We start from the raw sequence: 25544 nt of genomic DNA, 5'->3' as shown, positions 1-25544 counted from the left end.
GGCCCGGCGGGCACCGGTAATAGAGAATCGCGTCATGACAGCCAGCACCCTGGGAGGCGATGTGTCGCTGCGAGTCGCGATCGTGGGGTCGGGGCCCGCCGGGATCTACACGGCCGAGGCCCTGAGGAAACAGGCCACCGTGCCCCTGCGGGTGGACGTGCTGGAACGGCTGCCGACCCCGTACGGGCTGGTGCGCTACGGGGTCGCCCCCGACCACACCTCGATCAAGTCGATAGCGGGCTACCTGCGCGGCGTGCTGGAGCTTCCGGACGTGCGGTTCCTCGGCGGTGTCGAGTTCGGCAGGGACATCGGCGTCACCGATCTGCTCGACTGCTACGACGCCGTGGTCTACTGCACCGGCGCGATGGTGGACCGGCGGATGGGCATCCCCGGCGAGGACCTGCCGGGCAGCGTGGCCGCCACCGACTTCGTCAACTGGTACTGCGGCCATCCCGACATGCCCGGTGACCGCTTCGTCCTCGACAGCCCCGAGGTCGCGGTGATCGGCGTGGGGAACGTGGCGGTCGACGTGGTGCGCATCCTGGCCAAGACCGCCGACGAGCTGCGCGCCACCGACGTGCCGCAGGAGGCGCTCGACCGGCTGGCCGCCAGCGAGGTGAAGGCCATCCACATGATCGGCCGCCGGGGGCCCGAGCACGCCAAGTTCACCCTGAAGGAGCTCAGGGAGCTGGGCGAGCTGACCAACGCGGACGTGCGGGTGCGGCCCGAGGAGAGCGCCGCGGACGTCTCGACGGCGTCCCGGCAGATCAGGGGCAACGTCGAGGTCCTGCAGAGCTGGGCGGCCCGCGGCCTGACGGGCCGTCCCCGGCGGCTGGACGTGCGGTTCTGGATGCGTCCGGTGGAGATCCTCGGCGAGGGGCGGGTGGAGGCGCTCAAGCTGGAGCGGACCCGGCTGCTGGACGGCCGGGTGGTCGGCACCGGCGAGTTCGAGACCATCCCGGTCGGCATGGTGCTGCGCTCGGTCGGCTACCAGAGCGTGCCGCTACCCGGCGTTCCCTTCTCCGAGGCCACCATGACCGTGCCGAACGAGGCCGGCCGGGTCCGCGACCGCGAGTACGTGGCGGGCTGGCTCAAGCGCGGTCCCAGCGGTGTGATCGGCACCAACAAGTCCGACGCCGCCGAGACGGTCCGCACCCTCCTCGCCGATCTCGCCGGTCGCGATCCGGTACACCGCACGGACCCGGACGAGCTCCTCGCCTCCCGGGGCGTCTCGCCGATCACCTACGAGCACTGGCTGGCCATCGAGGCCGCCGAGGCGGCACTGGCCAGGTCCCTCGACCGGGGCGAGCGGGTGAAACTTCTCGGCATCGCCGCCATGCTCACCGCCTGCGGCCGTCAGTGACACGGCCGCGGCCGTGTCACTGACGGGGTGCTGTTCGCGCTACTCGCCGTTCTCGGTGCCGCCCTGCTCGCCACCCGGACCGTCGGGGCCCTGCCCCTCCGCCGGGCCCTGCGGGTCGACGCCACCGTCACCGCCGTTGTCACCGTTACCGCCGCCGCCCTGCGGCGCGCAGGAGATCGTGAAGGCCGCCTTCCTGGAGACGACCTCGCGCGGGCTCAGCACCTGGAGCGCCTGCCAGCCCTTCAGGTTGCCGCGGAAGGTGGCGCGATCCTTCAGGATCTTCGTCCTGTTCACCTTCACGGTCTTCACCGCGCTTTTGGAGCCGTCGCCCCTGAGCCAGCGGTAGGCCACCACGGTGGGCGCGCTCACCTTGATCTTCGCCGTGAAGCCGACGGTCACCGGGCACTTACCGGTGTGCTTGGCCGGACTCGCCTTCACCGCCACGGCCACCTTGGGCTTCGCGGGCGCGGCCGCCGCGGCGGCCGGAGCCGCCTGCGTCATCAGCAGTACGGCCAGCAGGGACCCGGCCAGCGCGGAGAGCCCCTTGAGTCTGTTCATGTCATCCCATCGCCGAGTGATCGAATTCCGATGGCAAAGTTTAGCCATGGTGACTTGTGATCCGGTTGGGACCGGCTGAGTCCACTGATCGGCGTGGGGCGACGGTGACAGGGGTGACCGGCGGCGGCGTGCGGCGGCTAAGGTGCGTTCAAAACGGCGCGTCCGGTCCGAACCGGCACGTCCATATCGGCACGTCCGCAGAGGAGCACCAGCATGCGCGTCACGCTCGCCGACCCGTCCGCCCTGATCCCGGGCTTCGAGCGGGTCCACCGCGAGCAGTCGGCGCTGTACCCGTACGGGCCGGCCGGGTGGCAGCCGGTGCACACGGTCTACGTCCCCGCGGACCGCCTCGACGCCGGGACGGTACGGGCGTGGGGTGACGCCGCGCTGGAGCTGATGCGGCGGCACCTGCCGCAGCGCGATCTGGCCGCGATCCTCGGCGTGGGCGGGGACCTCGCCGGAGCCGTCCACGACCGGGTGGCCGCCAAGCTCGGCGAGGAGCCCGTCGAGGACCTGCGCGTCGACTTCGAGGACGGGTACGGGCCGCGTCCCGCGGAGGAGGACGGTCACGCCTCCACCGCCGCCGAGGCGATCGCGGCCATGCACGCGGCCGGAACGCTACCCCGCCGCTGGGGTCTGCGGGTGAAGTCGTTCGCCGACGGCGACCCGGTCCGCTCCCTCAGGACGCTGGACGGCTTTCTCACCGGCGTGGTCGAGCGGGTCGGGCAGCTGCCCGGGGGATTCGTGGTCACCTTCCCGAAGGTGCTGATGCGGGCCTACCTCCACCAGTTCGCCGACTGCCTGCGGGCGCTGGAGGACGGGCTGGGTCTCGACGAGGGCGCGCTCCGGTTCGAGATCCAGGTCGAGGCGCCGCAGACGGTGCTGTTCCTCGACTCCGCTCTGGTCGCCTCCCTGCGGGGCAGGCTGGCCGCGGCGCACTTCGGCGTCTTCGACTACACGGCGAGCTGCGCGCTGCCCCCGCACGAGCAGCGGCTGGACCATCCCGTCTGCGATCACGCCAGGAACGTCATGCAGACGGTCTTCGCCGGGACCGGCGTGGAGTTGTCGGACGGTTCGCTGGCGGCCTCCCCCGCCTCGGACGACAGGCGGGCCGTGCAGGAGCTGTGGCGGCGCCACGCGGAGCTGGTCGGGCACTCCCTGGGCCACGGCTTCTACCAGGGCTGGGACATGCACCCGTCACACCTGGTCAGCCGGTACGCGACGGTCTACGCCTTCCACCTGTCCCGTTACCAGGAGTACGCCCACCGGGTGCGCGCCTGGCAGGAGCGACGCGAGGCGGGCGAGGGTGTGATGGACGAGCCCGCCACGATCAAGACCATGACCGCCGCCCTGCGCCGCGCCGACCTGGCCCTGGGCCCCGCCCCGGCTCCACCGGCCTGACCTCGATCGCCGGCCCCCCGGCCGATCACCGCGAGACCTGACGCGCCTCAGTCGATCAGGGCGCGCCACTGGCGGACCCGGCGCTCGTCGACCGGGTCCGACCAGGACGCCCGCACGGCGCTGCCGACGTGGAAGGCCCGCACGCCGTACTCCATCAGCACCCCGACATGGCCGGGCCTCAGCCTGCCCCCGGCCATGATCAGCGGGCCGTCGCCCGCCTCGCACCGGGTCTTGAGCAGCGGCAGCCCGTCCGCCACGCCACCGGGCGCACCCGAGGTGAGCACGGTGGCGAGGTTGGGCAGCAGGCGGACGGCACGCCAGCTCGCCTGGGTGTCGGCCGCGTGGTCCACCGCCCGGTGAAAGGTCCAGGGCAGCGGTGCGACCGCGTGGATGAGCGCCTCGGTGGCGGCCAGGTCGACCGCCCCCGCCCGATCGAGGAACCCGAACACGAACCCGGCCGCGCCCGCGTCGGCGAGTGCCCTGGCCTCGCGGCTCAGGGTCTTCAGCGACTCGGGCGTGGCCAGGAACGAGGCCTCGCCACGCAGCATCACCATCTGCGGCAGCGCGCACTCCTTGGAGATCGCTGCGACCGTCTCCGCAGCCGGGGTGAGCCCGCCCACGGCCATGTCGGTGACGACCTCCAGGCGATCGGCGCCACCGGCTTCGGCCGCGACGGCATCACGCACGTCAAGCGTGATCACCTCAAGCAAGGATCCGGTCATGAATGGAGGCTATCGGATGGGTTTGCCCTGGGATCGCCGTGGTTCAGACATGCTCGGGGACGGACGACCCGCGCCGGTCCGAGAAGGACGGCGCGAGGCCGGACGCGTGGGCGCGCAGGCCCCCCTGCCGCTGGAACAGGGCGCCGGAGGCGCGATGCGACAGGTCGACCGTGCGGAGGTGCGCGAAACGCTGTCCCCGATAGTAGTCCTGGAGCCGCGAGTTGTCCTTGGAGCAGTCAAGCCTGAGCCATCTTCTCCCCAGGGCCAGGACCCGCAGGCCCGCCCAGTCGAGCAGCGCCTCTCCCAGCCCCCGGCCGGCGTGGGCGCGCGCCACGGCCAGCTTGTGGACGTAGAGCGCCGAGCCGGGGTCGTCTCCCGGGGCCCAGAACTCGGGGTCGGCGTGAGCGTCCAGGGCGAGGGTCGCGGCGGGCCCGTCCTCCCCGTCCAGCAGGTACATGACGCCCTCGTCGATCAGCGGGGTGATGCGCCCGGCGGGGAAGCCGGCGGCGGGCCACTGCCGCACGCCGCGGCGGTTCAGCCACCCGGCGGTCTCGGCGAGGAGCGCGAGCACCCCGTCGAGATCACCGTCCGTGGCCCTGCGCAGCGTGAACGGGCGCACGGTGGTGGGACCGGCGGTGTTCGAGTGCATGGTTCATCCCTTCGTTGCGTTCGGTACGCGAGTTGACACGGAGCGTGGTCACCTGATGACGCACGACACCCATGTCGGGCTAGGCGGATGCCTAGGGGCTGGGGGCGAGCGGCGGGGAGGCGCCGGTCGGGGTGAGAGGCGCGGGCGGCGCGGGAGAGCCCGGCGGGAGGGCGACGGGCGGGGGGAGCTCGGGCGAGACGGCCGGGCCCGGGGAAGTCCCGGCCCGGAGTGCGCCGGCCGGAAGGAGAACGGCCGCCCCGCGGGCGCGGCCCGCCGGGCGCCCGCGGCGCGGACGGAGTGGAGGCCGGCCCGTCAGGGCGGTTACGAAGATGTCAACGGCTTTCCAGCTCGTACCTGATCAGGTGCTTGTCCGCGGGCAGTACCGACACCGCCACGCGCACGGGGGTGTCCTCCACGTCGTAACCGACTCGGACGTAGACGACGACCGGCGTGCCGAGCTGGAGCTGGAGCCGCTCGGTCTCCGCGCTGTTGGGCATCCGCGCCCAGATGTCGTCCACTATCCGCACCTGCCGGTGGCCGAGCTCCTCAAGGACCTTGTTGGCCCCGCGCCTGATGTCGCCGGGACGGGTGATCTCGGAGTCGGCGACCAGGGCCAGCGGGAAGTAGGAGTCGTTGGTGTTGTACGGCTGGCCGTCCACGAAGCGCAGCCTGCGGCGGACCACGGCGAGCTCGTCGTCCGAGAGCTCCAGCCTGCTGGCGATCTCCTCGGCCGGGTGCACGATCGAGACCTCGATCTCCTGGCTCGGCGCGCGCCCCTCCTGCGAGACCGCCCAGGCGAAGGCCTCCAGGGTCTCCTCGCCCCGCGGCTGCAGTTCGCGCTGGGGGTGCATGAGCAGCGGACGGCGCTCCCGCACGACGGTGCCCCTGCGGGGGGTGCGGGTGACCAGGCCCTCGTTCACCAGCTCGCCGAGAGCCAGCCGCACGGTGTTCCGGCTCACCTGGTGCACGAGCATGAGCTCCGCCTCGGTCGGCAGCTGATCCCCCGGTCCGAGCGCACCGGAGTAGATGGTCCTCCTCAGATCGGAGGCCACCAGTTGATACAGCGTTGACCGCGCCATTAAGTCCCCTTTGTGCCAACAAAACTAGACGATCTGGTTCTAGCGGGGAACAGCCCCTTGACCCAACCTCCCAAGACCCGCATCATCCAATCGTTGGTACAAATCCATCGAAAGGCCAGCGAGGGGGTGGAGGCCGGTGCTGTCGGTCCGCGTGGATGCGCCGTACCTGCCCTGGCACGACCCCCGCGAGGCAACGCGTCTACTGCGCTACGCGCTGCACCGCCAGGGATTCACCCACACCTACCAGAGCAACGGAAGCGGGATGTCCGTGCTCTCGGTACTGACCGATCTAACCGTTTGGTGCAATAACGGGCTCTTTGTCTGGAACGAGGATGGCGTTGAGTCCTCGCATCCGGCCGACGACCCGGTTGGGGCGGCCCGCCTCATCTCGCAGCACTACCGGCGGCCCACGCCTGACGACGACCTCGCGGAGGAGGAGGCGGACCACCAGGTCCGCGTCTTCGCCGACACAGACTCCGAGCGCGACTAGCCGGCGGAGGACCCCACCCCTCGCCGGGGTCCTCCGCCCATCGCGCCGGAGCGGAACGCGTCCTGGCGGGTCCCCCACGCCCGCCAGGGCGCGCTCCCCATCTCCGGAGCGCGATCGGCGGGAACGGGACCCGCCGGGACGCGCCCATGACACGGCCTTGATGACGAGCCCCCGCCGCGAGCGCGCCTCAGCCGGGCGGGCGCCAGTCGATCAGCGACAGTTCCTCGTCCACCTTCCTGAAGCACGCCCGGACGGGCAGGCCCGCGACCGGCGGCTCCGCACCGCGCCAGTTGCCGTACATGACGCATTCGGGTGCCTCGTCCAGCCGCACCATCACCACCGTGTACGGCTCGCTCACCCCGGCCAGGAAGGGCTGGTGGCTGACGATCCAGCTCTCGACGCGGCCGGCCGGGGCGATGGGCTCCCAGTGCCACTCGCGGGTCCTGCAGCGGTGGCAGTAGGCGCGGGCGGGAAAGCGTGGCGTGGCGCAGGAGTCGCACCGCTGGAGCACGAACTCCCCGCCGGCGGTCCGCCTCCACCACTCCGCCGAGTCGCGATCGGCAACCGGACGCACCCCTCACCCCTTCCGCAGGATCAGCGCCGAGGTGGCGGGCAGGATGTAGCCGGGCTGGGCCGTGGAGAGCGCCACCTCGGCCCCTTCCACCTGCCTGTCCCCCGCGTCCCCCCTCAGCTGTGAGACGGCCTCGGCGATGTGGTTGACGCCGTGCACGTACCCTTCCGACAGGAACCCGCCGTGCGTGTTCACCGGCAGCTCACCACCCGGCGCGACGGCACCCGAGGCGACGTACGGGCCGCCCTCGCCCTTGGCGCAGAAGCCGTAGTCCTCCAGTTGCACGATCACCGAGTAGGTGAAGCAGTCGTAGATCTCGGCCACGTCGACGTCGGCGGGCCCGATGCCCGCCTGGCGGTACAGGCGCGGGGCCAGTTCGGCCGCGCCGGTCACCGTGCTGTCCGCCCGGCCGCCGGACAGGAAGGAGTCGCCGCCTCCCCACGCGGCGGCGGAGATGAGCACCGGCGGCCTGCGCAGGTCGGCGGCCCGCTCGGCGCTCGTGACGACGAGCGCGCAGGCGCCGTCGGTCTCCAGGCAGCAGTCGAGCAGCCGGAACGGCTCGGCGATCCACCGGCTCGACAGGTAGTCGTCCAGGGTGATCGGGGTGCGCATGAGCGCCCGGGGGTTCTTGGCCGCGTTGGCGCGCTGGACGACCGCCAGCGCGCCGAAGTGCTCGGGGCGGGTGCCGTACCTCGACATGTGGGCGCGGGCGAACATCGCGTACTGCTGCGGCGGCGCGAAGTAGCCGTACGGCGCCTGGTACTGGACCTCGGGGCTGACCGGCAACCCTCGGCCGGTCCCGCCCATCCGGAACTCCGAGCGCGCGTTGATCGCCCGGTAGCAGACGACGGTCTCGGCGACGCCCGCCGCGACCGCGAGCGCCGCCTGGCCGACCACCGAGTGGGAGACGCTGCCGCCGCCGAACTGGTCGAGGTACCAGGAGGGCTCGTGGATGCCGAGCGCGGGACCGACCAGACAGGGCGCGGCGGAGTCGCCGACCCGGTGGGTGGCGATGCCGTCGACGTCGTCGGCGGTCAGGCCCGCGTCGTCCAGGGCCGCCAGCACGGCCTCGCAGGCCAGGGTGAGGGTGCTGACCCCGGAATCCTTGGAGAACCGGGTGTACCCGACGCCCGCGACGGCCGTGCGGTCCCGGAAACCACCCACGGACGAGCCTCCGATCTCAAGCAAGCGCTTGGCCAGAGGCTAGGCCGGGCGAATCGCGGATGTCAACGACGGGCGGTCGCCGTCGACGGCGAGTACGAGCCGGACGACGACCGGGGACTTTTTCCGGGACTCCCCCACAATCCAAGCAAGCGCTTGGTAAGATAGCGCCAGACGGTGGAGGACGCCGTCCGCCGCCGAACCCCTCGGAGGCCGACCGGGCGCGATTGAGGAGGCGAGTAGCACCATGAGCACTCACGCGGCCCGGCTGCTGGAGACCGCCGACCACCCCCGCGCCACCCTGGCCGGGCGCGGCATCATCGCCAACGGAGTCGCCATGCAGAGTGGCCTTTCGCAGGGCCCGTCCAACGGAGCCGAGAGACCTGAGATCAACGGGGCCACGCATCAGGGCGGCGCCGTGGACGGCCAGTGGTTCCGCTCTGTGCTCGGCCACTTCGCCACCGGTGTGGTGGCCATCACCGCCATCGACCCCGACACCGGCGAGCCGTGCGGCCTGGCGGCCAACTCCTTCACCTCGGTGTCGCTGGACCCGCCGCTGGTGGCCTTCTGCGTGGCCCACAGCAGCACGAGCTGGCCGCGCCTGCGCGCCGCCAGAACCCAGACGATCAACGTGCTCGCCGAGCACCAGCAACCGGTCTGCGCCGCGCTCGCCGGCCGGGGCGGCGACAAGTTCGCCGGGCTCGACTGGACGGTCTCCCCGGGCGGCAACCCGGTGATCGAGGAGAGCCTGGCCTGGATCGACTGTTCGATCGAGGCGGAGTATCCCGCGGGCGACCACGTCATCGTCGTCGCCAGGGTCCACCGGCTCGGTGTGCACGGCGACGGCGGCCCGCTGCTCTTCTTCAGGGGCGGCTACGGCCGTTTCCACGCCTGACGTCTGGAGGCACCCCATGACCCTGCGCGAGGAGGCACGCTCCTGGCTGGAGGAGAACCTCACCGGCGAGTTCGCGCACGCCCGGGGACTGGGCGGGCCCGGCCGTGAGCACGAGGGGCACGAGGTCCGGCTCGCCTGGGAGCGGCGGCTGGGCGAGGCCGGGTGGACCTGCCTGGGCTGGCCCGGGGAGTACGGCGGCCGGGACGCCACTCTGGAGGAGCAGGTCGCCTTCCACGAGGAGTACGCCCGTGCCGCCGCCCCGGCGAGGGTCGGGCACATCGGCGAGGGGCTGATCGGGCCGACCATCCTGGAGCACGGCACCGAGGAGCAGCGGCGGCGCTTCCTGCCGCCCATCCAGCGTGGCGAGGAGCTGTGGTGCCAGGGCTACTCGGAGCCGGAGGCGGGCTCCGACCTGGCAGGTGTCCAGACGCGGGCGCGCCTGGACACCGGCGAGTGGGTCATCACCGGCCAGAAGGTGTGGACCTCACTGGCCCACGTGGCCGACTGGTGCTTCGTGCTCGCCAGGACCGAGCCCGGCTCCACGCGCCACCGCGGCCTGTCCTACCTGCTGGTCCCGATGGACCAGCCGGGGATCGAGGTACGGCCCATCCTCCAGATGACCGGCACCAGCGAGTTCAATGAGGTCTTCCTCGACGGCGCCCGCACCGCGGCGGGAAACATCCTGGGCGCCCCCGGCGAGGGCTGGCGGATCGCGATGGCCACCCTCGGCTACGAGCGCGGCGCCTCCACCCTGGGCCAGCAGATCGGCTTCCAGCGGGAGTTCGCGGAGGTGGTGGCCACCGCCAGGCGCACCGGGGCCGCCGAGGACCCGGTGCTCCGCGACCGGCTGGTGCGCTCGTGGCTGGAGCTGGACATCATGCGGCTCAACGCGTTGCGCACCATGACCTCACTGTCGGCGGGCGAACCGGGACCCGAGGTGTCGATCGGCAAGCTGTACTGGTCGGAGTGGCACCGGCGGCTGGGCGAGCTGGCCCAGGCCGTCCAGGGGCGCGCGGGCCTGGTCGCCGACGCCCCGCCGTACGACCTCAACGCGCTGCAGCGGCTCTACCTGTTCAGCCGCGCCGACACCATCTACGCCGGGTCCAGCGAGATCCAGCGCAACATCATCGCCGAGCGCACCCTGGGCCTGCCCAAGGGCTGAGACACGACCACCGGAACGGAGCCCGTATGGCGACACCTCCCCCCTACCCCCGCGCCCACGGCCTGCTTGCGGGAAAGGTCGTCCTGGTCACGGCGGCGGCCGGGACGGGCATCGGGTACGCCACCGCCAGGCGCTGCGCCGAGGAGGGCGCGACCGTGGTCGTCTCCGACCGGCACGAGCGGCGCCTCGGCGAGGCCGCCGAGGCGCTGGCCGGGCTGAGTGGGGTCAAGCCGCTCGCGGTGCCCTGCGACGTCACCTCCGAGGCCGAGGTACGCGCCATGTTCGGCGCGGTGACCGAGGCGCACGGGCGGGTGGACGTGGTGGTCAACAACGCGGGCCTGGGCGGTACGGCGCGGCTGGTGGAGATGACCGACGAGCAGTGGGACGCCGTCCTGGGGGTGACCCTCACCGGCACGATGCGCTGTACCAGGGCCGCCCTGCGGCTGATGGTCCCCCAGGGTTCCGGGGTGATCGTCAACAACTCCTCGGTGATCGGCTGGCGCGCCCAGGAGGGCCAGTCGCACTACGCGGCCGCCAAGGCCGGGGTGATGGCTCTGACCAGGTGCGCCGCCCTGGAGGCCGCCCCACACGGCATCCGGGTCAACGCGGTGGCCCCCTCGCTGGTCATGCACCCCTTCCTGGCCAAGGTCACCACCGACGAACTGCTCACCGAGCTGACCTCCCGCGAGGCCTTCGGCCGCTCGGCGGAACCGTGGGAGGTGGCCAACGTGATCGTCTTCCTGGCGAGCGAGTACTCCACGTACATGACCGGCGAGGTCGTCTCGGTCTCCAACCGGCACCCGTAGGGAGACGCCGGGTTGTACGACGCACCCGGAAAGAGGCCCTCCGGATGCGTTTCCCCCTCCGTGAACGAAGGGGCCTGCACACCGCGCCTCCTACAGAAAGACGCAGAGAATCGCAAAAGATGACAATTACCCCTACCGACGCCCCCTCGAAGACCTACCGGCCATCCCCAGACCTCCGCTCAAGAAAATGGAATACAACGGGTTCTCCTGGGATATTCAGCATCGCATGAAGCTCGCTCTGTCCTACGTCAACCACGTGGAGGACTACTACCGGAGCAGGCTCGACCCCAACGAGAGGGACGAGGTCGCGGCGGGCTTTCGCGAGCACTACGAGATGATCGCCCAGACGTGTGAGGAGTCCGACGACATCCTCTGGCGGCTTGAGCGGCACGTTCTCGGCAATGCCGCGCAACAATCCCCTATGGAGCTGAACGCGCTTGTTGTCCTGATGTACTTCTTCGGTGAATGTGAGATCTTCAAGGTGCCGCCCACGGGTTGGGTCCCGGAGGCCGAGATGGGAGTGACCACGTGATCGTGCCGACCAAAGGGGTCGCTCCCCAGCGCGCCCTGCTGGCTGTGGGGGCTCAGATCGTGATGGCCACCGGGCGTCAGCCCGTGACCGTCACCCAGGCCTGGCGCCGCCTGTTGACCTGGCGCGAGGACAACGACCATCGGGCGCCCCTGACGTTCTGGTGGTTCGCTCTCGCGCTCGACCTGCTCTACGCCCTGGGCCTGGTCGAGCTTGAACAGGACATGTTGATTTTCCGGGCTCGTGACAATGCTGCGTAGCCTCACCTCTGACGACGACAGGTTCCGGACGATCCGCTTTGGGGCGGGGCTGAACCTCCTGGTCGCCGAACGCACCGACGCCTCCACCGACACCGACAGCCGCAACGGTGCCGGCAAGTCGAGCATGGTCGAGTTACTGCATTTTCTGCTGGGTGCCCGCAACGAACCCAAGGCGGTCTGGGCCGCTGAGAAGCTCCGCGACCACACATTCAGGTTGAAACTTGACTGGCCGGGCCAGCCGGAGCCCTTGACGGTGACGCGCTCGGCGACACGGCCGAACAGAGTGACACTCGATCCGGACATAACACGGAAGTCCCCCAGGGGCCTGTTCGAACACGCCGCCGAGGTGTCGACGAAAGACTGGCAGTGGGCGATGGAACGGGATCTCTACAGGGTCGACTCCGAAGGAGCGGAAGTCAGCGGCCGGACGCTGTTGTCATTCGCGATCCGCCGTGTCGATGCAGGAGGCTTTCTTGAGCCCACCAGGACATTCGCCCAGCAGTCGCCTCACGACGCGATGGTCAACCTGTGCCATCTCTTCGGCCTGGACGTCGGCCTGGCAGCACGGTATCGCCTCCTGTCCAATCAGGAGGCCACGAGAAAGAAGCTCGTCGAAGCCGCGAAAGATCCTGTCTGGGGGAAAATCGTCGGCCGTTCCGCCGAACTTCGAGGTGAAATCGGCGCCATAGAACAGCGGGTGAGTGAACTTGAGCGCCAGATCGCGAGTTTTCAGGTCGTCCCCGAATACGAGAACATTCGCCGGGAGGCCGACGAGCTCGATCGGCGCATCCGGTCACTCAGGGCGTCCGAAGCGGTAGACCGACGCAACCTTCAGGACATGGAACAGTCCGTCGACGAGGTAGCCGAACCGGATGACCGGTATCTGGAATCGGCCTACAAGCAGTTGAACCTGATTCTCGGCCAGGAGGTGCGCCGCCGGTTCGACGATGTGCGCGCCTTCCACGAGACCGTGGTCCGAAACCGTGAGAAGCAGTTACACGAGGAGATATCCCGGCTCCGTCGACTTCTGGAGGAGCGCACCCGGACGCGCACGCGACTCGGCGAGCGACAAGCCGCCCTCCTGCATACGCTGAACTCGGGTGGCGCGCTTGACGCGCTCAACTCCCTGCAATATGCCCTGGCTCGCGAACAGGCACATCTTGAGTCTCTCCGTCACCGGTTCCAGGCCGCGCAGGCACTCGAGGCGAGCCGACGGGAGATCGAGGCGAAACGCCTTGAGCTCGAACAGGAGATGGTGACCGACCTTGAGGACCGGGACACCATCACTTTCGAAGCGAGCAGCCTTTTCAACACGTACGCCCGGCGCCTGTACGGAGAGACGAACGTCAGGTGGCACGAGCCCTCCAGCTGGAGGCCGAGGTTACCGAGACCGAGCGGATGCAGTACATCGTCACCATGAACTCCGACGATCTGAACAAGGCGGTTTCAATGGGGTTCGACGCGAATCCTCACATCATCGAGCCTCATCTGACCGACCAGCCGGACGGCGGATTGTTCGGCTTCAGATTTTAACGGTCACTCCCGTTCTGGATCGGCCCCTATCCGTCATGTCGAATTCGTCGGGGCCGCCCTGGCGGCTCTGGCCTCCGACCGAGAGTCACTCCGGGGTGCTCCGCGACACAAGTTCGGGGCACCGGGGAAGACCGCCTTCGCGACATCGGACGCCGCGAAGACGGTCCTCCGGAACGGTGACCTTCAGGCCCAGGAGTGGTCACCCTGGGAACGCCGCCGAACGGTTACCTCAGGCCCGCGTCCAGGGCGGTGGTCAGGGTGCCGGGGTCTCCGGACATCTCCCAGATCATCGCGCCGAGCAGGTTCTTGCTCCGCAGCCACGCGGTCTTCTTACCGATGGACCAGGCGTCGTCGAAAGTCCACCACTGGCCACCGTTGCCGGTGAAGCAGTAGGTCGAGCCCGACTGCTCGTCGTGCTTGATGGTGCATCCCGGCACACTGGCCAGCAGGTTGCTGTACCCGCGGGTGCCGGCCTCGTCCGGGAACTGGCCCGGTGCCGCGCCGGTGGCCGACTGCCACTCGCCGGACTTGCCGCCGTCGGTGACACCCTGCCAGCCGCGCCCGTAGTAGGCGAAGCCGATGGTGAGCTTGCGCGGGTTCACCCCGGCCTGCAGGTAGACGTTGACCGCGTTCTCCACGCTGAACTTGAACGGGTACGGGTCCTCGGTGTCGGTGTACAGGTTGCCCTGGTGGCCCGCCCGGTTGGGCTCCCAGGAGTTGTCACTGCCCGCGCCGTGGAAGTCGTAGCCCTGGATGTTGAAGATGTCCAGGGACTTGGCGATCTCCGGCAGGTCCCAGCCCGCGGCGATCTTCGCCGGGTCGGCGGGGGTGAACGCGGTGAGCTGGTAGCGCTTGCCGGTCTCCTGGGTCAGGGCGTCGAGCTGCCTGCGGAACTCGGCGGTCAGCAGCGTGTTGTTCACCTTGTCGTTCGGGCCGATGTGGTTGCCCGCGTGGCCCTCCGCGCCCGGCCACTCCCAGTCGAGGTCGATGCCGTCGAAGACCCCGGCGGCGCTGCCGGGGCCACCCGCGGCGTTGTAGACCGGCAGGTTGCCCTTGATGTAGATGTCGATGCAGGAGCTCACGAACTTCTTCCTGGACGCGTCGGTGGCCGCCACGTCGGAGAAGTACTTGGAGTAGGTCCAGCCGCCGAGCGAGATCAGCACCTTGAGGTTCGGGTACTTGGCCTTGAGCTTGCGGAGCTGGTTGAAGTTGCCGCGCAGCTTCTCCCAGCCGGTGTCGGCGACGCCGTCCACCGACTGCGCCGCGCTCATCGGCCTGCCGTAGTCGGCGTCCGCGTCACCGGAGCCGTCGCCCTGGTTCGGATCCTGCGGGTTGCCGGTGGTGCCCTTGGTGACACCCTGCAGACAGGTCAGGTTCACCGGGTCGATGTTGCCGAAGGCGTAGTTGAGGTGGGTCAGCTTCGCGGCGACGCCGGTCGTGTCCAGGTTGCGCACGAAGTACTGGCGGCCGTAGATGCCCCACTGGACGAAGTAGCCGACCCTGGCGTAACCGCTGCCGATGATGTCGTCGGTGCTCACCTTCACCGCGGCGCTCGCCGCCGACATGTTGTCGTACACGTCGCGGGCCTTGACGGTGAAGGTGTACTCGGTGGACGGCGACAGCCCGCTCACCGTGGCGGAGGTACCGGTCACCGTCGCCGCCAGGGTGGCGCCGGTGTAGACCTCGTACCCGGCGATGCCCTTGTTGTCGGTCGAGGCGTCCCAGGCGAGCGAGACGCTGGAGGAGGTCTTGCCGGTGGTGCGCAGGTTCGCGGGCACGGTCGGTGGCTGGGTGTCGTCACCGGCGTTGTTGGTGGTCACCGTCAGCGCCGAACTCGCCGGGGAGAGCGTCCCCTTGCGGTCCTTGGTCTTCACCGTGAACGTGTACCCGGTGTTCGAGGTCAGGCCGGTGATGGTGGTGCTCGTCCCGGTGACCGTCGCGGCGAGGTCGGCGCCCCGGTAGACCTGGTAACCGGAGATCGGGAGGCTTCCGGGGGTCGCGGCGTCCCAGGCCAGTGAGACGGTCTTGGTGGTCTTGACGGGTGAGCGCAGGTTGCCGGGCGCGCCGGGCGGCGTGTCGGCCGCGCCGTCGCACCGCACGTCGTTGATCCGGCAGTTCTCCGGCTCGGCGGACGCGTTGCTGAGCGTGAAGGCGGGGCTGTACGGCTCGGTGGTCCCGCGTGCCGCCACCGTCGTGTTGTAGTGGGCCGGGGTCAGCGTGACCTGGCGCCCGCTCTGGCTCAGTGATCCGTTCTGCGCGGCGCTCGCGGTGACCCCGGCGGGCAGGTCGAAGGTGATCGACCAGCCGTTGAGCGCGGCGTCGGTGTTGTTGGCGACCACGAACTTGCCCTGGGTGCCACTCCCCGAGTAGGTCGCGGTGACGGGCGCGTCCGGGGGTGGCGGGTCGCCGCTGCCGTCGCAGTTGGCGCCGTTGATCGTGCAGCTCACCGGCTGGGCCGCCGCGCTGAGCGTGAAGGTGGGACTGTACGGCTCGGTGTTGCCGTTCGCCCGTACCGTGTTGATGTAGAAGGCGGGGGTCAGCTTGACCCGCGTCCCGTTCTGCGTGGTGGTGGCGTTCTGGGCGCCGCTGACCGTGATGCCCGCGGGCAGGTCGAAGGTGATCGACCAGCCGGTGACCGGGGTGGTGCCCGGGTTGCTCACCACGAACTTGCCCTGGGTGCCGGTGAGGGTGAAGGCCGCGGTGAGCCGGGCGGCGGCCGAGGCGGGAGACGAGAGAGCGGCGAAAGTGGCTGCCAGGGCGAGAACCAGCAGCATGGAGGCTAATCGGCGCACGTAAACACCTTTCCATTTAGGAAAGTTTCCTAATAATTAAGCGGATCGTAACCCCGGCGCCCCGCGCCTACAAGACCCAAAACAACGCCTCCCGCCCAGCTCGAACCGTACGGCCGCCCGCTCGAACGCCCAGGAGCGGAAGGCCGGTCAGGTCAGGCCACCGACAGCGGGCAGGGGCGGTCGGACGATCAGGCGAAGCGGCCGGCAGCAGGCGCGACGCCCGACCCGCACGGCACGGCACGGCACGGCAGAACACGACCGGGCGTGGCAGGCACGACCCTGCGTGGCAGGCACGACCCCGGCCGGACACAGCACTGCACGGCACAGGGCGGCACGGCCGGACGCGGCACAGGAAGGCCGGGCCGCCGGCAGTGGGCGACCGGGCGGGCGGCCGGAACCCGCCGGGAGACGCTCGCCTACATCCTCAGCCGAGGCCGCCGTTGGCGTGGAGGTTCTGGCCGGTGAGCCAGCGGCCGTCGGGGCCCGCCAGGAAGGCCACGACGTCGGCGATGTCCGAGGGCTCGCCGAGGCGGCCGAGCGAGGTCATGCCCGCGACCTGGGCCAGGGCCGCCGCGGGGTTGGTGCCGCGCAGCAGGTCGGTGTCCGTGGCACCGGGCGAGACCGTGTTGACGGTGATGCCCCGGCCGCCGAGCTCGCGGGCCGTGACGGCGGTCAGCTGTTCGAGCGCGCCCTTGCTCGCCGCGTAGGGGGCGATGCCGGGTGCCGGGCGGACGGTGTTGAGGGTGGAGATGTTGACGATGCGCCCGCCGTCACGCATGTGCCTGGCGGCGTACCGGATGGTCAGGAAGACCGCTCTGGCGTTGACCGCCATGACACGGTCGTACAGCTCCTCGGTGGTCTCCGCGACGGGGACCGGGGTGAAGGTCAGCGCGGCGTTGTTGACCAGGATGTCGAGGCCACCGAGAAACTCCTCCGCGGTCTCCATCAGCCACTCCGCGGCACCCGGCTTCCCGAGGTCGGCCTGGACGGCGCGGGCGCTCCCGCCCGCCTCCTTGACCACCCATTCCACCTCGCCCGCGGACGCGGCGGCGTTCGCGTAGCTGAAGAGCACGTCCGCCCCGTCGCGGGCGAGGCGCTCCACGATCGCCCGGCCGATGCCCCGCGACCCCCCGGTGACCACCGCCGCCTTGCCCGCCAGCACCGCCATGTCGATCTCCACTCCCCGTGCGGACCTCGTCTCACCGTCGAATCTATGATCCGTGCGGTGCGGCTGTCGACGCCCGCCACGCCGCGCGAGCCGGGCCCGGCCATTGGTGCGTTCCAGATCTGTAATCGTGGAGAACTGGCGGAGTTTCGGTCGTACGCCCTAACGTGCGGACCATGACCATCGATGGGCGCTCGGCGCACATTCTCGACGTCCTGATCACCGAGTTCGGCGACTCCATGAAGCGCGATCCCGCCGCCTTCCGGCGCAAGTTCCGGAAGATGGCCGCCTCGCCGTTCGCCTTCTACCGGGGCAGCGCCTGCCTGTTCTACGCGGACATGACCGGCGAGTTCGCCGACGACGCCTTCCTGGACGACCAGACCAGGCGGGTCTGGATCCACGGCGACCTGCACGCCGAGAACTTCGGCACCTACATGAACGCCTCCGGCGTGCTGGTCTTCAACGTCAACGACTTCGACGAGGCCTACGTCGGACCGTACATCTGGGACCTGCGGCGGTTCTCCGCCAGCATCGCGCTCATCGGGTACGCCAAGGCCCTGTCCGACGAGGTCATCAGCGCCTTGGTGACCGAGTTCGCCGGCGCCTACCTCGCCGAGCTGACCGGTATCTCCGAGGGCGGGGACGACGCGATCGGCTCGCTGACCCTGGAGACCACCACCGGCATGCTGCACCGGGTGCTGCAGCACGCCCGGCTGAACACCCGGGTGGCGCTGCTGGAGACGGAGACCACCGTCGAGAACTTCGACCGCAGGTTCGCCGTCATGGACGGCCGCTACCCAGTCGATACGGAGACCCGGCAGCTGGTGGAGGCGGCCTTCCAGGACTACCTGACGACCCTGCCCACCGTCTCGGCGGTCCAGCACAAGATCAAGGACTTCGCGCTCCGCACCGGCATCGGGATCGGCTCGGCCGGGCTGCCCTCGTACAACATGCTGCTTGAGGGCCACACCCAGGCCCTGGAGAACGACGTCATCCTCTACATGAAGCAGGCCCAGGTCCCGGCCGTGGCTCGGTACGTGACGGACGAGAAGGTGCACGGCTACTTCAAGCACCAGGGCCACCGCACCGCCGAATCGCAGCGGGCCCTGCAGGCGTACGCCGACCCGTGGCTCGGCTACACCACGCTGAACGGCGTCGGCCAGATGGTCGCCGAGGTCTCCCCCTACACCGCCGACCTGGACTGGGGCGACGTCAACGAACCGGACGAGCTCGCCTCGGTGATTCGCGACCTGGGCCGGGCGGTGGCCAGGATGCACTCGGTGGCCGACGACGAGTCCAGCCACGACCTGGTCGACTTCTCCACCGAGGACGCGATCGTGGCCGTGATCGACGGCGACACCGAGGGCTTCACCCGCACCCTGGTCGACTTCGCGCACGCCTACGGGGCGCGGGCCAGGGCCGACCACGGGCTCTTCGTCGACCTGTTCAGGAACGGCCTCCTCCCCGGTCTCTGAGTCCGGCCCCCGAGAGCGGCCCCTGTGATCGGCCCCCCTGATCGGCCCCTGTGATCGGACTCGGAGGCCGGGCTCAGAAACCGTCCTTCGGGAAGGACCGCGCCCGGGGCCGGTCCTGCCTCGCCTCACAGCCGCTCCGTTTCCGCCTCCGTTTCCGTCCTCGCCTCGCGCCGGGCGGAGCGGGCCTCGGCGTGGTGGCAGGCGACCTGGGCCCCGGCCGAGGACGGCAGGACCGGTAGTTCCCTGGACGCGCACAGCCCGTCGACCCCCGCCTCGGCCGCCGCGCCCGAGGCCAGCACCTGGCAGCGCGGGTGGAAGCGGCAGCCGGCCGGGATCCGGGTGGGGTCCGGCGGCTCGCCGCCCAGCACCACGGGCGACCGCGACTCCGGCAGGACCGACAGCAGTGCCTGGGTGTACGGGTGCGAGGGCGAGGTGAGGATCCGCTCCACCGGCCCCGACTCGACGATCCTGCCGAGATACATCACCGCGACCCGGTCGGCGATGTTCCAGGCCAGCCCGAGGTCGTGGGTGACGACCAGGGCCGACAGGCCCAGCTCGGCGCGGAGGCGGAGCAGCAGGGCGAGGATCTCGCCGCGTACCGACGCGTCCAGCGAGGCCACCGGCTCGTCGGCGACCAGCACCCTGGGCTCCAGCGCGAGGGCTCCGGCGATGACCACGCGCTGGCGCTGGCCGCCGGACAGCTCGTGCGGGTGTCGGTCGAAGAACCGTTCGGGAGGACGCAACCCGGCCCTCGACAGGGCGGCGGCGACCAGGTCGCCCTCGCCGGGCAGGCGGTGGATGCGCGGCCCCTCGGCCACCGCCTGGTAGACGGTGTGCCGGGGGTTGAGCGATCCGGTGGGGTCCTGGAGCACGAGCTGCACCTCGCGGCGGTGGGCCCGCAGGGCGCGCGAGGAGTAGGCCAGCGGGACGCCGCCGTAGTGGACCGACCCCGAGGTGGGCCGCTCCAGGCCGAGCAGGGTCCTGGCCAGCGTCGTCTTGCCGCAGCCGGACTCGCCGACCAGCGCGACGATCTCCCCCTCGCCCACGGCGAGGTTCACCCCGTCCACCGCGCGGGCGCGGCGCCCGCGCGAGGCGAACTCCACCCGCACCTCCCGTGCTTCGAGCAGGGTCATCGGCTCTCCTCGCTGACGTGAACGCACGCGGCGGTGTGCGGCGCTCCGGTACCGTCGCCCACGACCCGCAGCTCGACCGGCTCCGACGCGCACGAGACGAGCGAGACCGGGCAGCGAGGGTGGAACGAGCACCCCGCGGGCAGGTGCGCGGGGTCGGGCGGATCACCGCCCAGCCCCCTGGGCGCCATCCTGGAGGCGGGGTCCCCGACGGTGGGGAACGCCTCGGCCAGCGCCCTGCTGTAGGGGTGCCGCCCGCCTGCGAAGACCTCGCGCGAGGGGCCGGACTCGACCACCCGGCCCGCGTACATCACCGCCAGCCGGTCGCACGTCGACGCCAGAACCGACAGGTCGTGGGAGATCATGACGAGGCCGATCCCGTGCTCGGCGATGAGCGAGCGGATCAGCGAGAGCACCTGCGCCTGGATCATCACGTCCAGCGCGGTGGTCGGCTCGTCGGCGATGATCAGGCGAGGTGAGCAGGCGAGCGCCATCGCGATCATCACCCGCTGGCGCTGGCCGCCGGAGAGCTCGTGCGGGTAGCCACGCGCTCGCCAGGCGGGCAGGCCGACCTGCTCCAGCAGCTCCGCCACCCTGCGCCGCGCCTCGGCCCCGGTCGCCATGCCGTGCACCCGCAGCGGCTCGGCGATCTGGTCGCCGATCCGGCGCACCGGGTTCAGCGCGTGCTGGGCCCCCTGGAAGACCAGCGAGGCCGAGGCCCACCGGACCGCGCGCAACCGCCCCCAGCTCATCGTCAGGACGTCCTCGCCGTCCAGCAGGATCTCCCCGGACACCGATGCGTTCCTGGGCAGCAGCCGCAGCAGGGACATGGCCAGCGTCGACTTGCCCGACCCCGACTCCCCCGCCACGCCGAGGGCCTCACCGGCCGCCAGGCCGAGCGAGACGCCCCGCACGGCGGGCACGTCCCCGGCCGCGCCCCGGTAGGTCACCGCCAGGTCGCGCAGTTCGAGCAGGCTCACGAGACTCCCCTCAGCCGTGGGTTGAGCACGGTCTCCAGGGCGCGTCCGCACAGGGTGAACGCCAGGACCACCGCGATGATGCACAGGCCGGGCGGCAGCACGTACCACCAGGCCCCGGAGGTGGCCGCGCCCCAGTCGTATGAGGCCCGCAGCATGCTGCCCCAGGACACCTGACCGGAGCCCGCGCCGAGGAAGGCGAGGGTGGACTCGGTGACGATGGCACTGGCCACCATGAGCGTGGTGTTCGCCAGGACCAGCGGGGCGACGTTCGGCAGCACGTGCCGGGTCATGACGTGCCAGTGCCCCGCGCCCAGAGCCCTGGACCTCTCGATGTACGGCCTGGCCTCGACCGCCAGCGTCTGGGCCCGGATCAGCCTCGCCGTGGACGCCCAGGAGGTCACCCCGATCGCCAGGATGATCGTGGACGCGCTGCCGCCGAGGATGGCCGCGAGCACCATGGCCAGGACCAGCGCGGGCAGCACCAGGAACCAGTCGGTGACGCGCATCAGCACGGCGGCGGCCCAACCCCGGAAGTGCCCGGCCGCGATGCCGAACACCGTACCGATCACCATGCTGAGCAGGGCCGACATGAACCCGATGAGCAGCGAGACCCGCGCACCCCACAGCAACATGAGCGCCACCGAACGGCCGGACTCGTCGGTGCCGAGCGGGAAGTCCATGCTCGGCGGTGCCATCCTGGCGCCCGTCGCCTTCGTCACGTCCATCCCCGACGGGTCGGTGAGCAGCGGCGTGAGCAGGGCCGTCAGGACGGCGACCAGCAGGATCGCCGCCCCGTACAGCCCGGCCCGCTGCCTGGCGTACCGGCGGCAGAACCGTGCCAGAGCGGCGCGGCGGCGGGTACCGGCCATCGTGCTCATGCCGACCTCACCCTCGGGTCCAGGACGTGGTAGACCACGTCGGCCAGCGTGTTCATGACGATCACCGCGACACAGACGAGCATGAAGGTGCCCTGCATCACGGCGTAGTCGGGTCCCCTGATCGCCTCGACGAACAGCAGCCCGAGGCCGGGCCAGGAGTAGACGAACTCCACCGAGACCGCGCCGCCGACCACGAACCCGATCTGCATGAAGACCAGGGTCACCGTCGGCAGCAGCGCGTTCGGCACCGCGTGCCGACGCCGGACGTCGTCGTCGCGCAGGCCCTTGGCGCGGGCGGTGGTCACGTAGTCCTGGCCGATCTCCTCCAGCAGCGAGGAGCGCATCACCAGCAGGTACTGCGCGTAGACGACGGCGACCAGGGTGAGGCAGGGCAGCACCAGGTGGTGGGCGACGTGCAGCAGGTAGAGCGGCCCGCCGGGGGCGTCGACGTCCTCCATGCCCCGGGTGGGGAACAGGCCGGGTATCGGGCCGATCCCCGCGCCGAGGACCATGAGCAGCAGCAGTCCCAGCCAGAAGGTCGGCACCGACCACAGGGTCAGCGCGGTCCCGGTGGAGAGGCGGTCGAAGCGGCCGCCGTGGTGCCAGGCGGCCCTGGTGCCCTGCCACATGCCCAGGCCGACCGCGACGGCCAGCCCGGTGCCCGCCAGCAGCAGCGTCGGCCCCACCCGCTCGCCGATGAGCTCGGCGACCGGTCTGCGGTACTCGTACGAGGTGCCCAGGTCCAGCCGCAGGGTCCGGCCCACGAAGTCCAGGAACTGCGCGCCCAGCGGACGGTCCAGGCCCATCTGCCGTCTGAGCAGGGCGAGCTGTTCCGGGGTCACCGGCACGTCGCGGGTGTAGGCGATGGTGGGGTCACCGGGGATCAGACGGAACAGGAAGAACGTGGCGACGACCACCAGTCCGATGCTGAGCAGTGCCCCGCCGAGCTTGACCAGCGCGTAGCGCGCCACGGCCCGGCGGGCACCGCCCTCCTCGGTGTCGTCCCTCGCCTGTCGCGGCGATGTGAGCATCGGCCGCTACTCGCGGTCGTCGGCGGCGGCTCGGCGGCGGCGCAGCAGGAAGAAGCCCACGGCGCCGAGAACCAGCACGACGGCCACCGCGACGGCCACGAAGGTGCCGCTTCCCGAACCGCTCCCGGCCGGGGCGGCGGCGCGCTCAACGGCACGCAGCGAGTAGACCGGCCAGTAGCTGCTCCCGCCGTACAGGATGCCCTTGTCCTCGGGGATCGGGGTGATGGAGGCGATCCGGTCCTTGCGGTAGCCCTCCAGGTTGTTGGGGTAGTAGATCGCGACGACGGGGGCCTCGGTGTAGAGCCGCTCCTGCATCTGCTTGATCAGCTTGACCCGGGCGGCTCGATCGAGTTCGGCCAGCTGCGCCTGGTAGAGCCGTTCGAACTCCTTGTCACAGAAGAACGACTCGGTGCCACCGCCCTGCCCGCTCGCGGTGGGCCTGCGGCTGCACAGGTGGGTGGCCAGGATCTCCTCCGGGTCCGGGTTGACCGACCAGCCGCTGATCGCGATGTCGTAGAGCGCCGTGCTGCCCGTCTCCTCGGTGAACTTGTTGGAGTCGAGCCTGCGGGTGGTGAGCTGGATGCCGATGTCCTTCAGCCAGCCGGTGAGGAACTGGGCGAGCTTGTCCTCGACGGGCTCGTCGGTGTGGATGCTGAAGCGCATCTCCAGTTTGCGCTTGCCGTCGGGCATGGTGCGGACGCCGTCGGCGCCCTTGGCGTAACCGGCCTCGTCGAGGATGCGGTTGGCCTCCGCCAGGTCGAAGGTGACGGCCTTGTCGCCCTCGGCCTTCCAGAAGAACTCCTGATACATCGGCGGGATGATCGAGCCGTCGGCCGGTACGGCGAGGCCGTTCTGCGCCTGCTCGACGAGGGTCTTCTTGTCGATCGCGTGATGGATGGCCTGGCGCACCCTGACGTCCTTCAGCGCGGGGTGCCCGTCACCGATCGGTTCGCCGTCGGCCGTCGCGGCGCCCGGGTTGAACTGCAGGTAGGCGGCCCGGCGGCCCTGGGTGTTCCACTGGGTGATGTTCGCATCGCCCGCGAGGGCCTCGAACTGCGGGCCCTGCAGGCGGCCGATCCAGTCGATGTCGCCCTTCTTCAGGCCGGCGATCGCCGCCTCGGGGTTCTCGTAGAAGATGACGTGCAGCTCGTCGATGCCGGGGGCACCGCGCCAGTACGCCGGGTTGGCCTTGAGCCTCACATAGCCGTTCTTCTTGTGCTCGACGGCGATGTAGGGGCCGCTGCCGACGGCGGGGTAGGTCTCGTTCTCGTAGGTGCCGATGTCGGGGACGCTCTCCCAGACGTGCTTGGGCATGATCGGGATCGGCAGCTCCAGCATCGAGGCCTGGGGCTTCTTGGTCTTGATGACCAGGGTCCGGTCGTCGGAGGCGGTCACGGTGTCGAAGTTCTCGACGGCGGGGCCGTTGGCCGTCTTGGCCCCGTCATCCGTCATGATCTTGTTGAGGGTCCACGCGGCGTCCTGGGCGGTGACGGGCCTGCCATCCGACCAGGTGGCTCCGGCGCGCATCGTGAAGGTCCAGGTCAGCTTGTCCGGTGAGGTCTGCCACGACTCGGCGAGGTCGGGGCTGGGCTTCAGGGTCTTGGAATCGGGCACCGTGAGGAAGCCGTACATCCAGCGGTGGATCGACGTCGAGACCACCCGGACCGCCAGGAACGGGTTCATCGAGTCCACACTCTGCGTCGCGCCCAGCCGGACGATCCTCTTCTCGACCTGGGGTGAGGTCTGGGAGGTCTGGGCGACAGAGGGTGATGCGGGCGCCACGAGAAGTGTCGCCATCGACAGCGCCAGGCTCAGCGCCGCCAGGCGCGTCCCCGTTCTGACCATGGTGTGCCCCACCTTCGGATCGGTGACTTATTGACAATGAAGGCACACCATATAAACGGCGCGTGTCAACGAGCGGTGGAAGATTGTTTCACTCTCGTTTTATTTGCCGACATTATTTTTCAGGCTCTCCGCCACAAATCTATACAAAAGGGCTTATATGCCCCCAGGAGTCACCGCGGGGTGCTGGACCGACCGTCCGGTATGGACGGAGCGGCCAAGGGTGCGGCATGCTACAGAACATGACTCTGTTCTCGGTGGAAGGCAAGATCGTCGTCGTCACCGGCGGCTCCAGGGGAATCGGCCGGATGATCGCGGCCGGGTTCGTCGACGCGGGAGCCACGGTCTACATCTCCTCCCGCAAGGCGGCCGAGGTCGAGAAGACCGCCGCGGAGCTGGGATGCACGGCCATCCCGGCCGACCTGTCCACCGAGGACGGGGTCTCCACCCTGTTCGAGGCGGTCGCGGGGCGGGAGTCCCGGCTGGACGTGCTGGTCAACAACGCCGGGGCGACCTGGGGCGCGCCGCTGGAGGAGTACCCCGAGCAGGCGTTCGACAAGCTCTGGGGGATCAACGTCAAGGGCGTGTTCTACCTGACCCAGCGGTTCCTGCCGCTGCTCCGCGCCGCCGCGAGTCCCGAGTCCCCGGCCAGGGTGATCAACATCGGCTCGGTGGACGGCATCCGGGTGCCCTCGATGGAGAACTACGCCTACTCCGCGGCCAAGGCGGCGGTGCACATGCTCACCCGGCACCTGTCCCAGCGGCTCGCCAAGGAGTCGATCACGGTCAACGCGATCGCCCCCGGGCCGTTCGAGTCGAAGATGATGGCCTTCGCGCTGCAGGACGAGACGATGCGCGCGGCGGTCGCCTCCCACGTCCCGCTGGGCAGGATCGGCCACCCCGACGACATGGCGGGCACCGCGATCTTCCTGTCCTCGCGCGCCGGCGCCTACCTCACCGGGACCGTGATCCCGGTGGACGGCGGCATCTCCGGCCACGGGTAGTCCCCGGATCCTTCCCTCGCAGCCGGATCATCCGGACCTTGGATCATTTTTAGCCTCAAAAGCACCAT

25 protein-coding genes are annotated in these 25544 nt (G+C 70.3%); 12 read left to right on the top strand and 13 right to left on the bottom strand.

The window, feature by feature from the left end; genetic code table 11:
• The first annotated feature begins 34 nt into the window (after positions 1–34).
• Positions 35–1363, top strand: a complete 1329-nt coding sequence (locus ACQP0P_RS12680) for an FAD-dependent oxidoreductase (protein ID WP_433375264.1) — start codon at positions 35–37, stop codon at positions 1361–1363.
• 39 nt (positions 1364–1402) lie between these two features.
• Here the strand turns inward: ACQP0P_RS12680 and ACQP0P_RS12675 are convergent, their stop codons facing one another.
• Positions 1403–1921 carry a hypothetical protein gene (locus ACQP0P_RS12675; RefSeq protein ID WP_433375262.1) on the bottom strand — a complete coding sequence of 173 codons (519 nt, stop codon included), beginning with the start codon at positions 1919–1921 and terminating at the stop codon, positions 1403–1405.
• A gap of 213 nt (positions 1922–2134) precedes the next feature.
• On the opposite strand from ACQP0P_RS12675, the gene ACQP0P_RS12670 reads away from it, so the two are divergent.
• Complete coding sequence (locus tag ACQP0P_RS12670) at positions 2135–3322, top strand: DUF6986 family protein (RefSeq protein ID WP_433375259.1); 1188 nt, start codon at positions 2135–2137, stop codon at positions 3320–3322.
• A gap of 47 nt (positions 3323–3369) precedes the next feature.
• Here the strand turns inward: ACQP0P_RS12670 and ACQP0P_RS12665 are convergent, their stop codons facing one another.
• From ACQP0P_RS12665 to ACQP0P_RS12655, 3 genes are all read right to left on the bottom strand, one after another.
• The gene (locus tag ACQP0P_RS12665; RefSeq protein WP_433375257.1) at positions 3370–4044 is read right to left on the bottom strand and encodes a copper homeostasis protein CutC; all 675 of its coding nucleotides are present in this window, start codon (positions 4042–4044) and stop codon (positions 3370–3372) included.
• Between the two features lie 43 nt (positions 4045–4087).
• Positions 4088–4693, bottom strand: coding sequence for a GNAT family N-acetyltransferase (locus ACQP0P_RS12660; protein WP_433375254.1), 606 nt, complete (start codon positions 4691–4693; stop codon positions 4088–4090).
• A gap of 332 nt (positions 4694–5025) precedes the next feature.
• Complete coding sequence (locus ACQP0P_RS12655; RefSeq protein ID WP_433375251.1) at positions 5026–5772, bottom strand: GntR family transcriptional regulator; 747 nt, start codon at positions 5770–5772, stop codon at positions 5026–5028.
• A 136-nt stretch (positions 5773–5908) separates the two neighbouring features.
• Here ACQP0P_RS12655 and ACQP0P_RS12650 point away from each other — a divergent pair, with 136 nt between their 5' ends.
• Entirely contained in the window at positions 5909–6262 is a 354-nt protein-coding gene (locus ACQP0P_RS12650) for a hypothetical protein (protein WP_433375248.1), read from the top strand.
• 187 nt (positions 6263–6449) lie between these two features.
• Here the strand turns inward: ACQP0P_RS12650 and ACQP0P_RS12645 are convergent, their stop codons facing one another.
• On the bottom strand, positions 6450–6836 hold the full coding sequence (locus ACQP0P_RS12645; protein WP_433375245.1) for a Zn-ribbon domain-containing OB-fold protein: 387 nt from the start codon (positions 6834–6836) through the stop codon (positions 6450–6452).
• Between the two features lie 3 nt (positions 6837–6839).
• Complete coding sequence (locus ACQP0P_RS12640) at positions 6840–7997, bottom strand: thiolase C-terminal domain-containing protein (protein ID WP_433375242.1); 1158 nt, start codon at positions 7995–7997, stop codon at positions 6840–6842.
• 244 nt (positions 7998–8241) lie between these two features.
• Here ACQP0P_RS12640 and ACQP0P_RS12635 point away from each other — a divergent pair, with 244 nt between their 5' ends.
• From ACQP0P_RS12635 to ACQP0P_RS12605, 7 genes are all read left to right on the top strand, one after another.
• Complete coding sequence (locus tag ACQP0P_RS12635; protein ID WP_433375239.1) at positions 8242–8889, top strand: flavin reductase family protein; 648 nt, start codon at positions 8242–8244, stop codon at positions 8887–8889.
• A gap of 16 nt (positions 8890–8905) precedes the next feature.
• Complete coding sequence (locus ACQP0P_RS12630) at positions 8906–10051, top strand: acyl-CoA dehydrogenase family protein (protein WP_433375237.1); 1146 nt, start codon at positions 8906–8908, stop codon at positions 10049–10051.
• A 26-nt stretch (positions 10052–10077) separates the two neighbouring features.
• Complete coding sequence (locus ACQP0P_RS12625; RefSeq protein WP_433375235.1) at positions 10078–10857, top strand: SDR family oxidoreductase; 780 nt, start codon at positions 10078–10080, stop codon at positions 10855–10857.
• 226 nt (positions 10858–11083) lie between these two features.
• Positions 11084–11389 (top strand): ABC-three component system protein, encoded by a 306-nt coding sequence (locus tag ACQP0P_RS12620; RefSeq protein WP_433375232.1) that lies wholly within the window; start codon positions 11084–11086, stop codon positions 11387–11389.
• Complete coding sequence (locus ACQP0P_RS12615; protein ID WP_326637041.1) at positions 11386–11646, top strand: ABC-three component system middle component 6; 261 nt, start codon at positions 11386–11388, stop codon at positions 11644–11646. The genes ACQP0P_RS12620 and ACQP0P_RS12615 overlap by 4 nt, the downstream gene beginning before the upstream one ends.
• Positions 11636–13066: an ABC-three component system protein gene (locus ACQP0P_RS12610; RefSeq protein ID WP_433381838.1), complete on the top strand. Its 1431-nt coding sequence runs from the start codon at positions 11636–11638 to the stop codon at positions 13064–13066. The genes ACQP0P_RS12615 and ACQP0P_RS12610 overlap by 11 nt, the downstream gene beginning before the upstream one ends.
• Positions 13045–13179, top strand: a complete 135-nt coding sequence (locus ACQP0P_RS12605) for a DUF2326 domain-containing protein (protein ID WP_433375229.1) — start codon at positions 13045–13047, stop codon at positions 13177–13179. Before ACQP0P_RS12610 ends, ACQP0P_RS12605 begins: the two co-directional genes overlap by 22 nt.
• Before the next feature lie 224 nt (positions 13180–13403).
• On the opposite strand, the gene ACQP0P_RS12600 is transcribed toward ACQP0P_RS12605, so the two are convergent.
• Together ACQP0P_RS12600 and ACQP0P_RS12595 are read right to left on the bottom strand one after the other, a co-directional pair.
• A complete protein-coding gene (locus ACQP0P_RS12600) occupies positions 13404–15971 on the bottom strand; it encodes a glycosyl hydrolase family 18 protein (protein WP_433375227.1) in 2568 nt (855 codons plus the stop codon).
• Positions 15972–16395: 424 nt separating this feature from the next.
• Positions 16396–17139 (bottom strand): SDR family oxidoreductase, encoded by a 744-nt coding sequence (locus tag ACQP0P_RS12595; protein ID WP_433375224.1) that lies wholly within the window; start codon positions 17137–17139, stop codon positions 16396–16398.
• A 173-nt stretch (positions 17140–17312) separates the two neighbouring features.
• Between ACQP0P_RS12595 and ACQP0P_RS12590 the strand changes: the two genes are divergently transcribed.
• Positions 17313–18611: a DUF2252 domain-containing protein gene (locus ACQP0P_RS12590; protein ID WP_433375221.1), complete on the top strand. Its 1299-nt coding sequence runs from the start codon at positions 17313–17315 to the stop codon at positions 18609–18611.
• 125 nt (positions 18612–18736) lie between these two features.
• On the opposite strand, the gene ACQP0P_RS12585 is transcribed toward ACQP0P_RS12590, so the two are convergent.
• The 5 genes from ACQP0P_RS12585 to ACQP0P_RS12565 are packed head-to-tail and all read right to left on the bottom strand — an operon-like array spanning position 18737 to position 24475.
• Complete coding sequence (locus tag ACQP0P_RS12585) at positions 18737–19744, bottom strand: ABC transporter ATP-binding protein (RefSeq protein ID WP_433375219.1); 1008 nt, start codon at positions 19742–19744, stop codon at positions 18737–18739.
• Positions 19741–20721 (bottom strand): ABC transporter ATP-binding protein, encoded by a 981-nt coding sequence (locus tag ACQP0P_RS12580; protein ID WP_433375216.1) that lies wholly within the window; start codon positions 20719–20721, stop codon positions 19741–19743. The genes ACQP0P_RS12585 and ACQP0P_RS12580 overlap by 4 nt, the downstream gene beginning before the upstream one ends.
• The gene (locus ACQP0P_RS12575) at positions 20718–21599 is read right to left on the bottom strand and encodes an ABC transporter permease (protein ID WP_433375213.1); all 882 of its coding nucleotides are present in this window, start codon (positions 21597–21599) and stop codon (positions 20718–20720) included. The genes ACQP0P_RS12580 and ACQP0P_RS12575 overlap by 4 nt, the downstream gene beginning before the upstream one ends.
• On the bottom strand, positions 21596–22630 hold the full coding sequence (locus tag ACQP0P_RS12570) for an ABC transporter permease (RefSeq protein ID WP_433375210.1): 1035 nt from the start codon (positions 22628–22630) through the stop codon (positions 21596–21598). Before ACQP0P_RS12570 ends, ACQP0P_RS12575 begins: the two co-directional genes overlap by 4 nt.
• A 6-nt stretch (positions 22631–22636) precedes the next feature.
• The gene (locus ACQP0P_RS12565; RefSeq protein ID WP_433375207.1) at positions 22637–24475 is read right to left on the bottom strand and encodes an ABC transporter substrate-binding protein; all 1839 of its coding nucleotides are present in this window, start codon (positions 24473–24475) and stop codon (positions 22637–22639) included.
• Positions 24476–24714: 239 nt separating this feature from the next.
• Here ACQP0P_RS12565 and ACQP0P_RS12560 point away from each other — a divergent pair, with 239 nt between their 5' ends.
• The gene (locus ACQP0P_RS12560) at positions 24715–25476 is read left to right on the top strand and encodes an SDR family oxidoreductase (protein ID WP_433375204.1); all 762 of its coding nucleotides are present in this window, start codon (positions 24715–24717) and stop codon (positions 25474–25476) included.
• The last annotated feature ends 68 nt before the right edge of the window (positions 25477–25544 follow it).

The organism is Streptosporangium sp. CA-115845, from assembly GCF_050943795.1.
Taxonomy (GTDB): Bacteria; Actinomycetota; Actinomycetes; order Streptosporangiales; family Streptosporangiaceae; genus Streptosporangium.
This window is presented reverse-complemented; position numbering and strand designations above follow the sequence as displayed.

What these genes read in the sequence shown, in the direction of transcription:
- ACQP0P_RS12620 (WP_433375232.1), top strand. Translation starts at nt 11,084, where the DNA reads ATGAAGCTCGCTCTGTCCTACGTCAACCACGTGGAGGACTACTACCGG.
- ACQP0P_RS12675 (WP_433375262.1), bottom strand. Translation starts at nt 1,921, where the DNA reads ATGAACAGACTCAAGGGGCTCTCCGCGCTGGCCGGGTCCCTGCTGGCC.
- ACQP0P_RS12635 (WP_433375239.1), top strand. Translation starts at nt 8,242, where the DNA reads ATGAGCACTCACGCGGCCCGGCTGCTGGAGACCGCCGACCACCCCCGC.
- ACQP0P_RS12565 (WP_433375207.1), bottom strand. Translation starts at nt 24,475, where the DNA reads ATGGTCAGAACGGGGACGCGCCTGGCGGCGCTGAGCCTGGCGCTGTCG.
- ACQP0P_RS12655 (WP_433375251.1), bottom strand. Translation starts at nt 5,772, where the DNA reads ATGGCGCGGTCAACGCTGTATCAACTGGTGGCCTCCGATCTGAGGAGG.
- ACQP0P_RS12670 (WP_433375259.1), top strand. Translation starts at nt 2,135, where the DNA reads ATGCGCGTCACGCTCGCCGACCCGTCCGCCCTGATCCCGGGCTTCGAG.
- ACQP0P_RS12605 (WP_433375229.1), top strand. Translation starts at nt 13,045, where the DNA reads ATGCAGTACATCGTCACCATGAACTCCGACGATCTGAACAAGGCGGTT.
- ACQP0P_RS12610 (WP_433381838.1), top strand. Translation starts at nt 11,636, where the DNA reads ATGCTGCGTAGCCTCACCTCTGACGACGACAGGTTCCGGACGATCCGC.
- ACQP0P_RS12575 (WP_433375213.1), bottom strand. Translation starts at nt 21,599, where the DNA reads ATGAGCACGATGGCCGGTACCCGCCGCCGCGCCGCTCTGGCACGGTTC.
- ACQP0P_RS12630 (WP_433375237.1), top strand. Translation starts at nt 8,906, where the DNA reads ATGACCCTGCGCGAGGAGGCACGCTCCTGGCTGGAGGAGAACCTCACC.
- ACQP0P_RS12660 (WP_433375254.1), bottom strand. Translation starts at nt 4,693, where the DNA reads ATGCACTCGAACACCGCCGGTCCCACCACCGTGCGCCCGTTCACGCTG.
- ACQP0P_RS12560 (WP_433375204.1), top strand. Translation starts at nt 24,715, where the DNA reads ATGACTCTGTTCTCGGTGGAAGGCAAGATCGTCGTCGTCACCGGCGGC.
- ACQP0P_RS12570 (WP_433375210.1), bottom strand. Translation starts at nt 22,630, where the DNA reads ATGCTCACATCGCCGCGACAGGCGAGGGACGACACCGAGGAGGGCGGT.
- ACQP0P_RS12680 (WP_433375264.1), top strand. Translation starts at nt 35, where the DNA reads ATGACAGCCAGCACCCTGGGAGGCGATGTGTCGCTGCGAGTCGCGATC.
- ACQP0P_RS12585 (WP_433375219.1), bottom strand. Translation starts at nt 19,744, where the DNA reads ATGACCCTGCTCGAAGCACGGGAGGTGCGGGTGGAGTTCGCCTCGCGC.
- ACQP0P_RS12595 (WP_433375224.1), bottom strand. Translation starts at nt 17,139, where the DNA reads ATGGCGGTGCTGGCGGGCAAGGCGGCGGTGGTCACCGGGGGGTCGCGG.
- ACQP0P_RS12590 (WP_433375221.1), top strand. Translation starts at nt 17,313, where the DNA reads ATGACCATCGATGGGCGCTCGGCGCACATTCTCGACGTCCTGATCACC.
- ACQP0P_RS12665 (WP_433375257.1), bottom strand. Translation starts at nt 4,044, where the DNA reads ATGACCGGATCCTTGCTTGAGGTGATCACGCTTGACGTGCGTGATGCC.
- ACQP0P_RS12625 (WP_433375235.1), top strand. Translation starts at nt 10,078, where the DNA reads ATGGCGACACCTCCCCCCTACCCCCGCGCCCACGGCCTGCTTGCGGGA.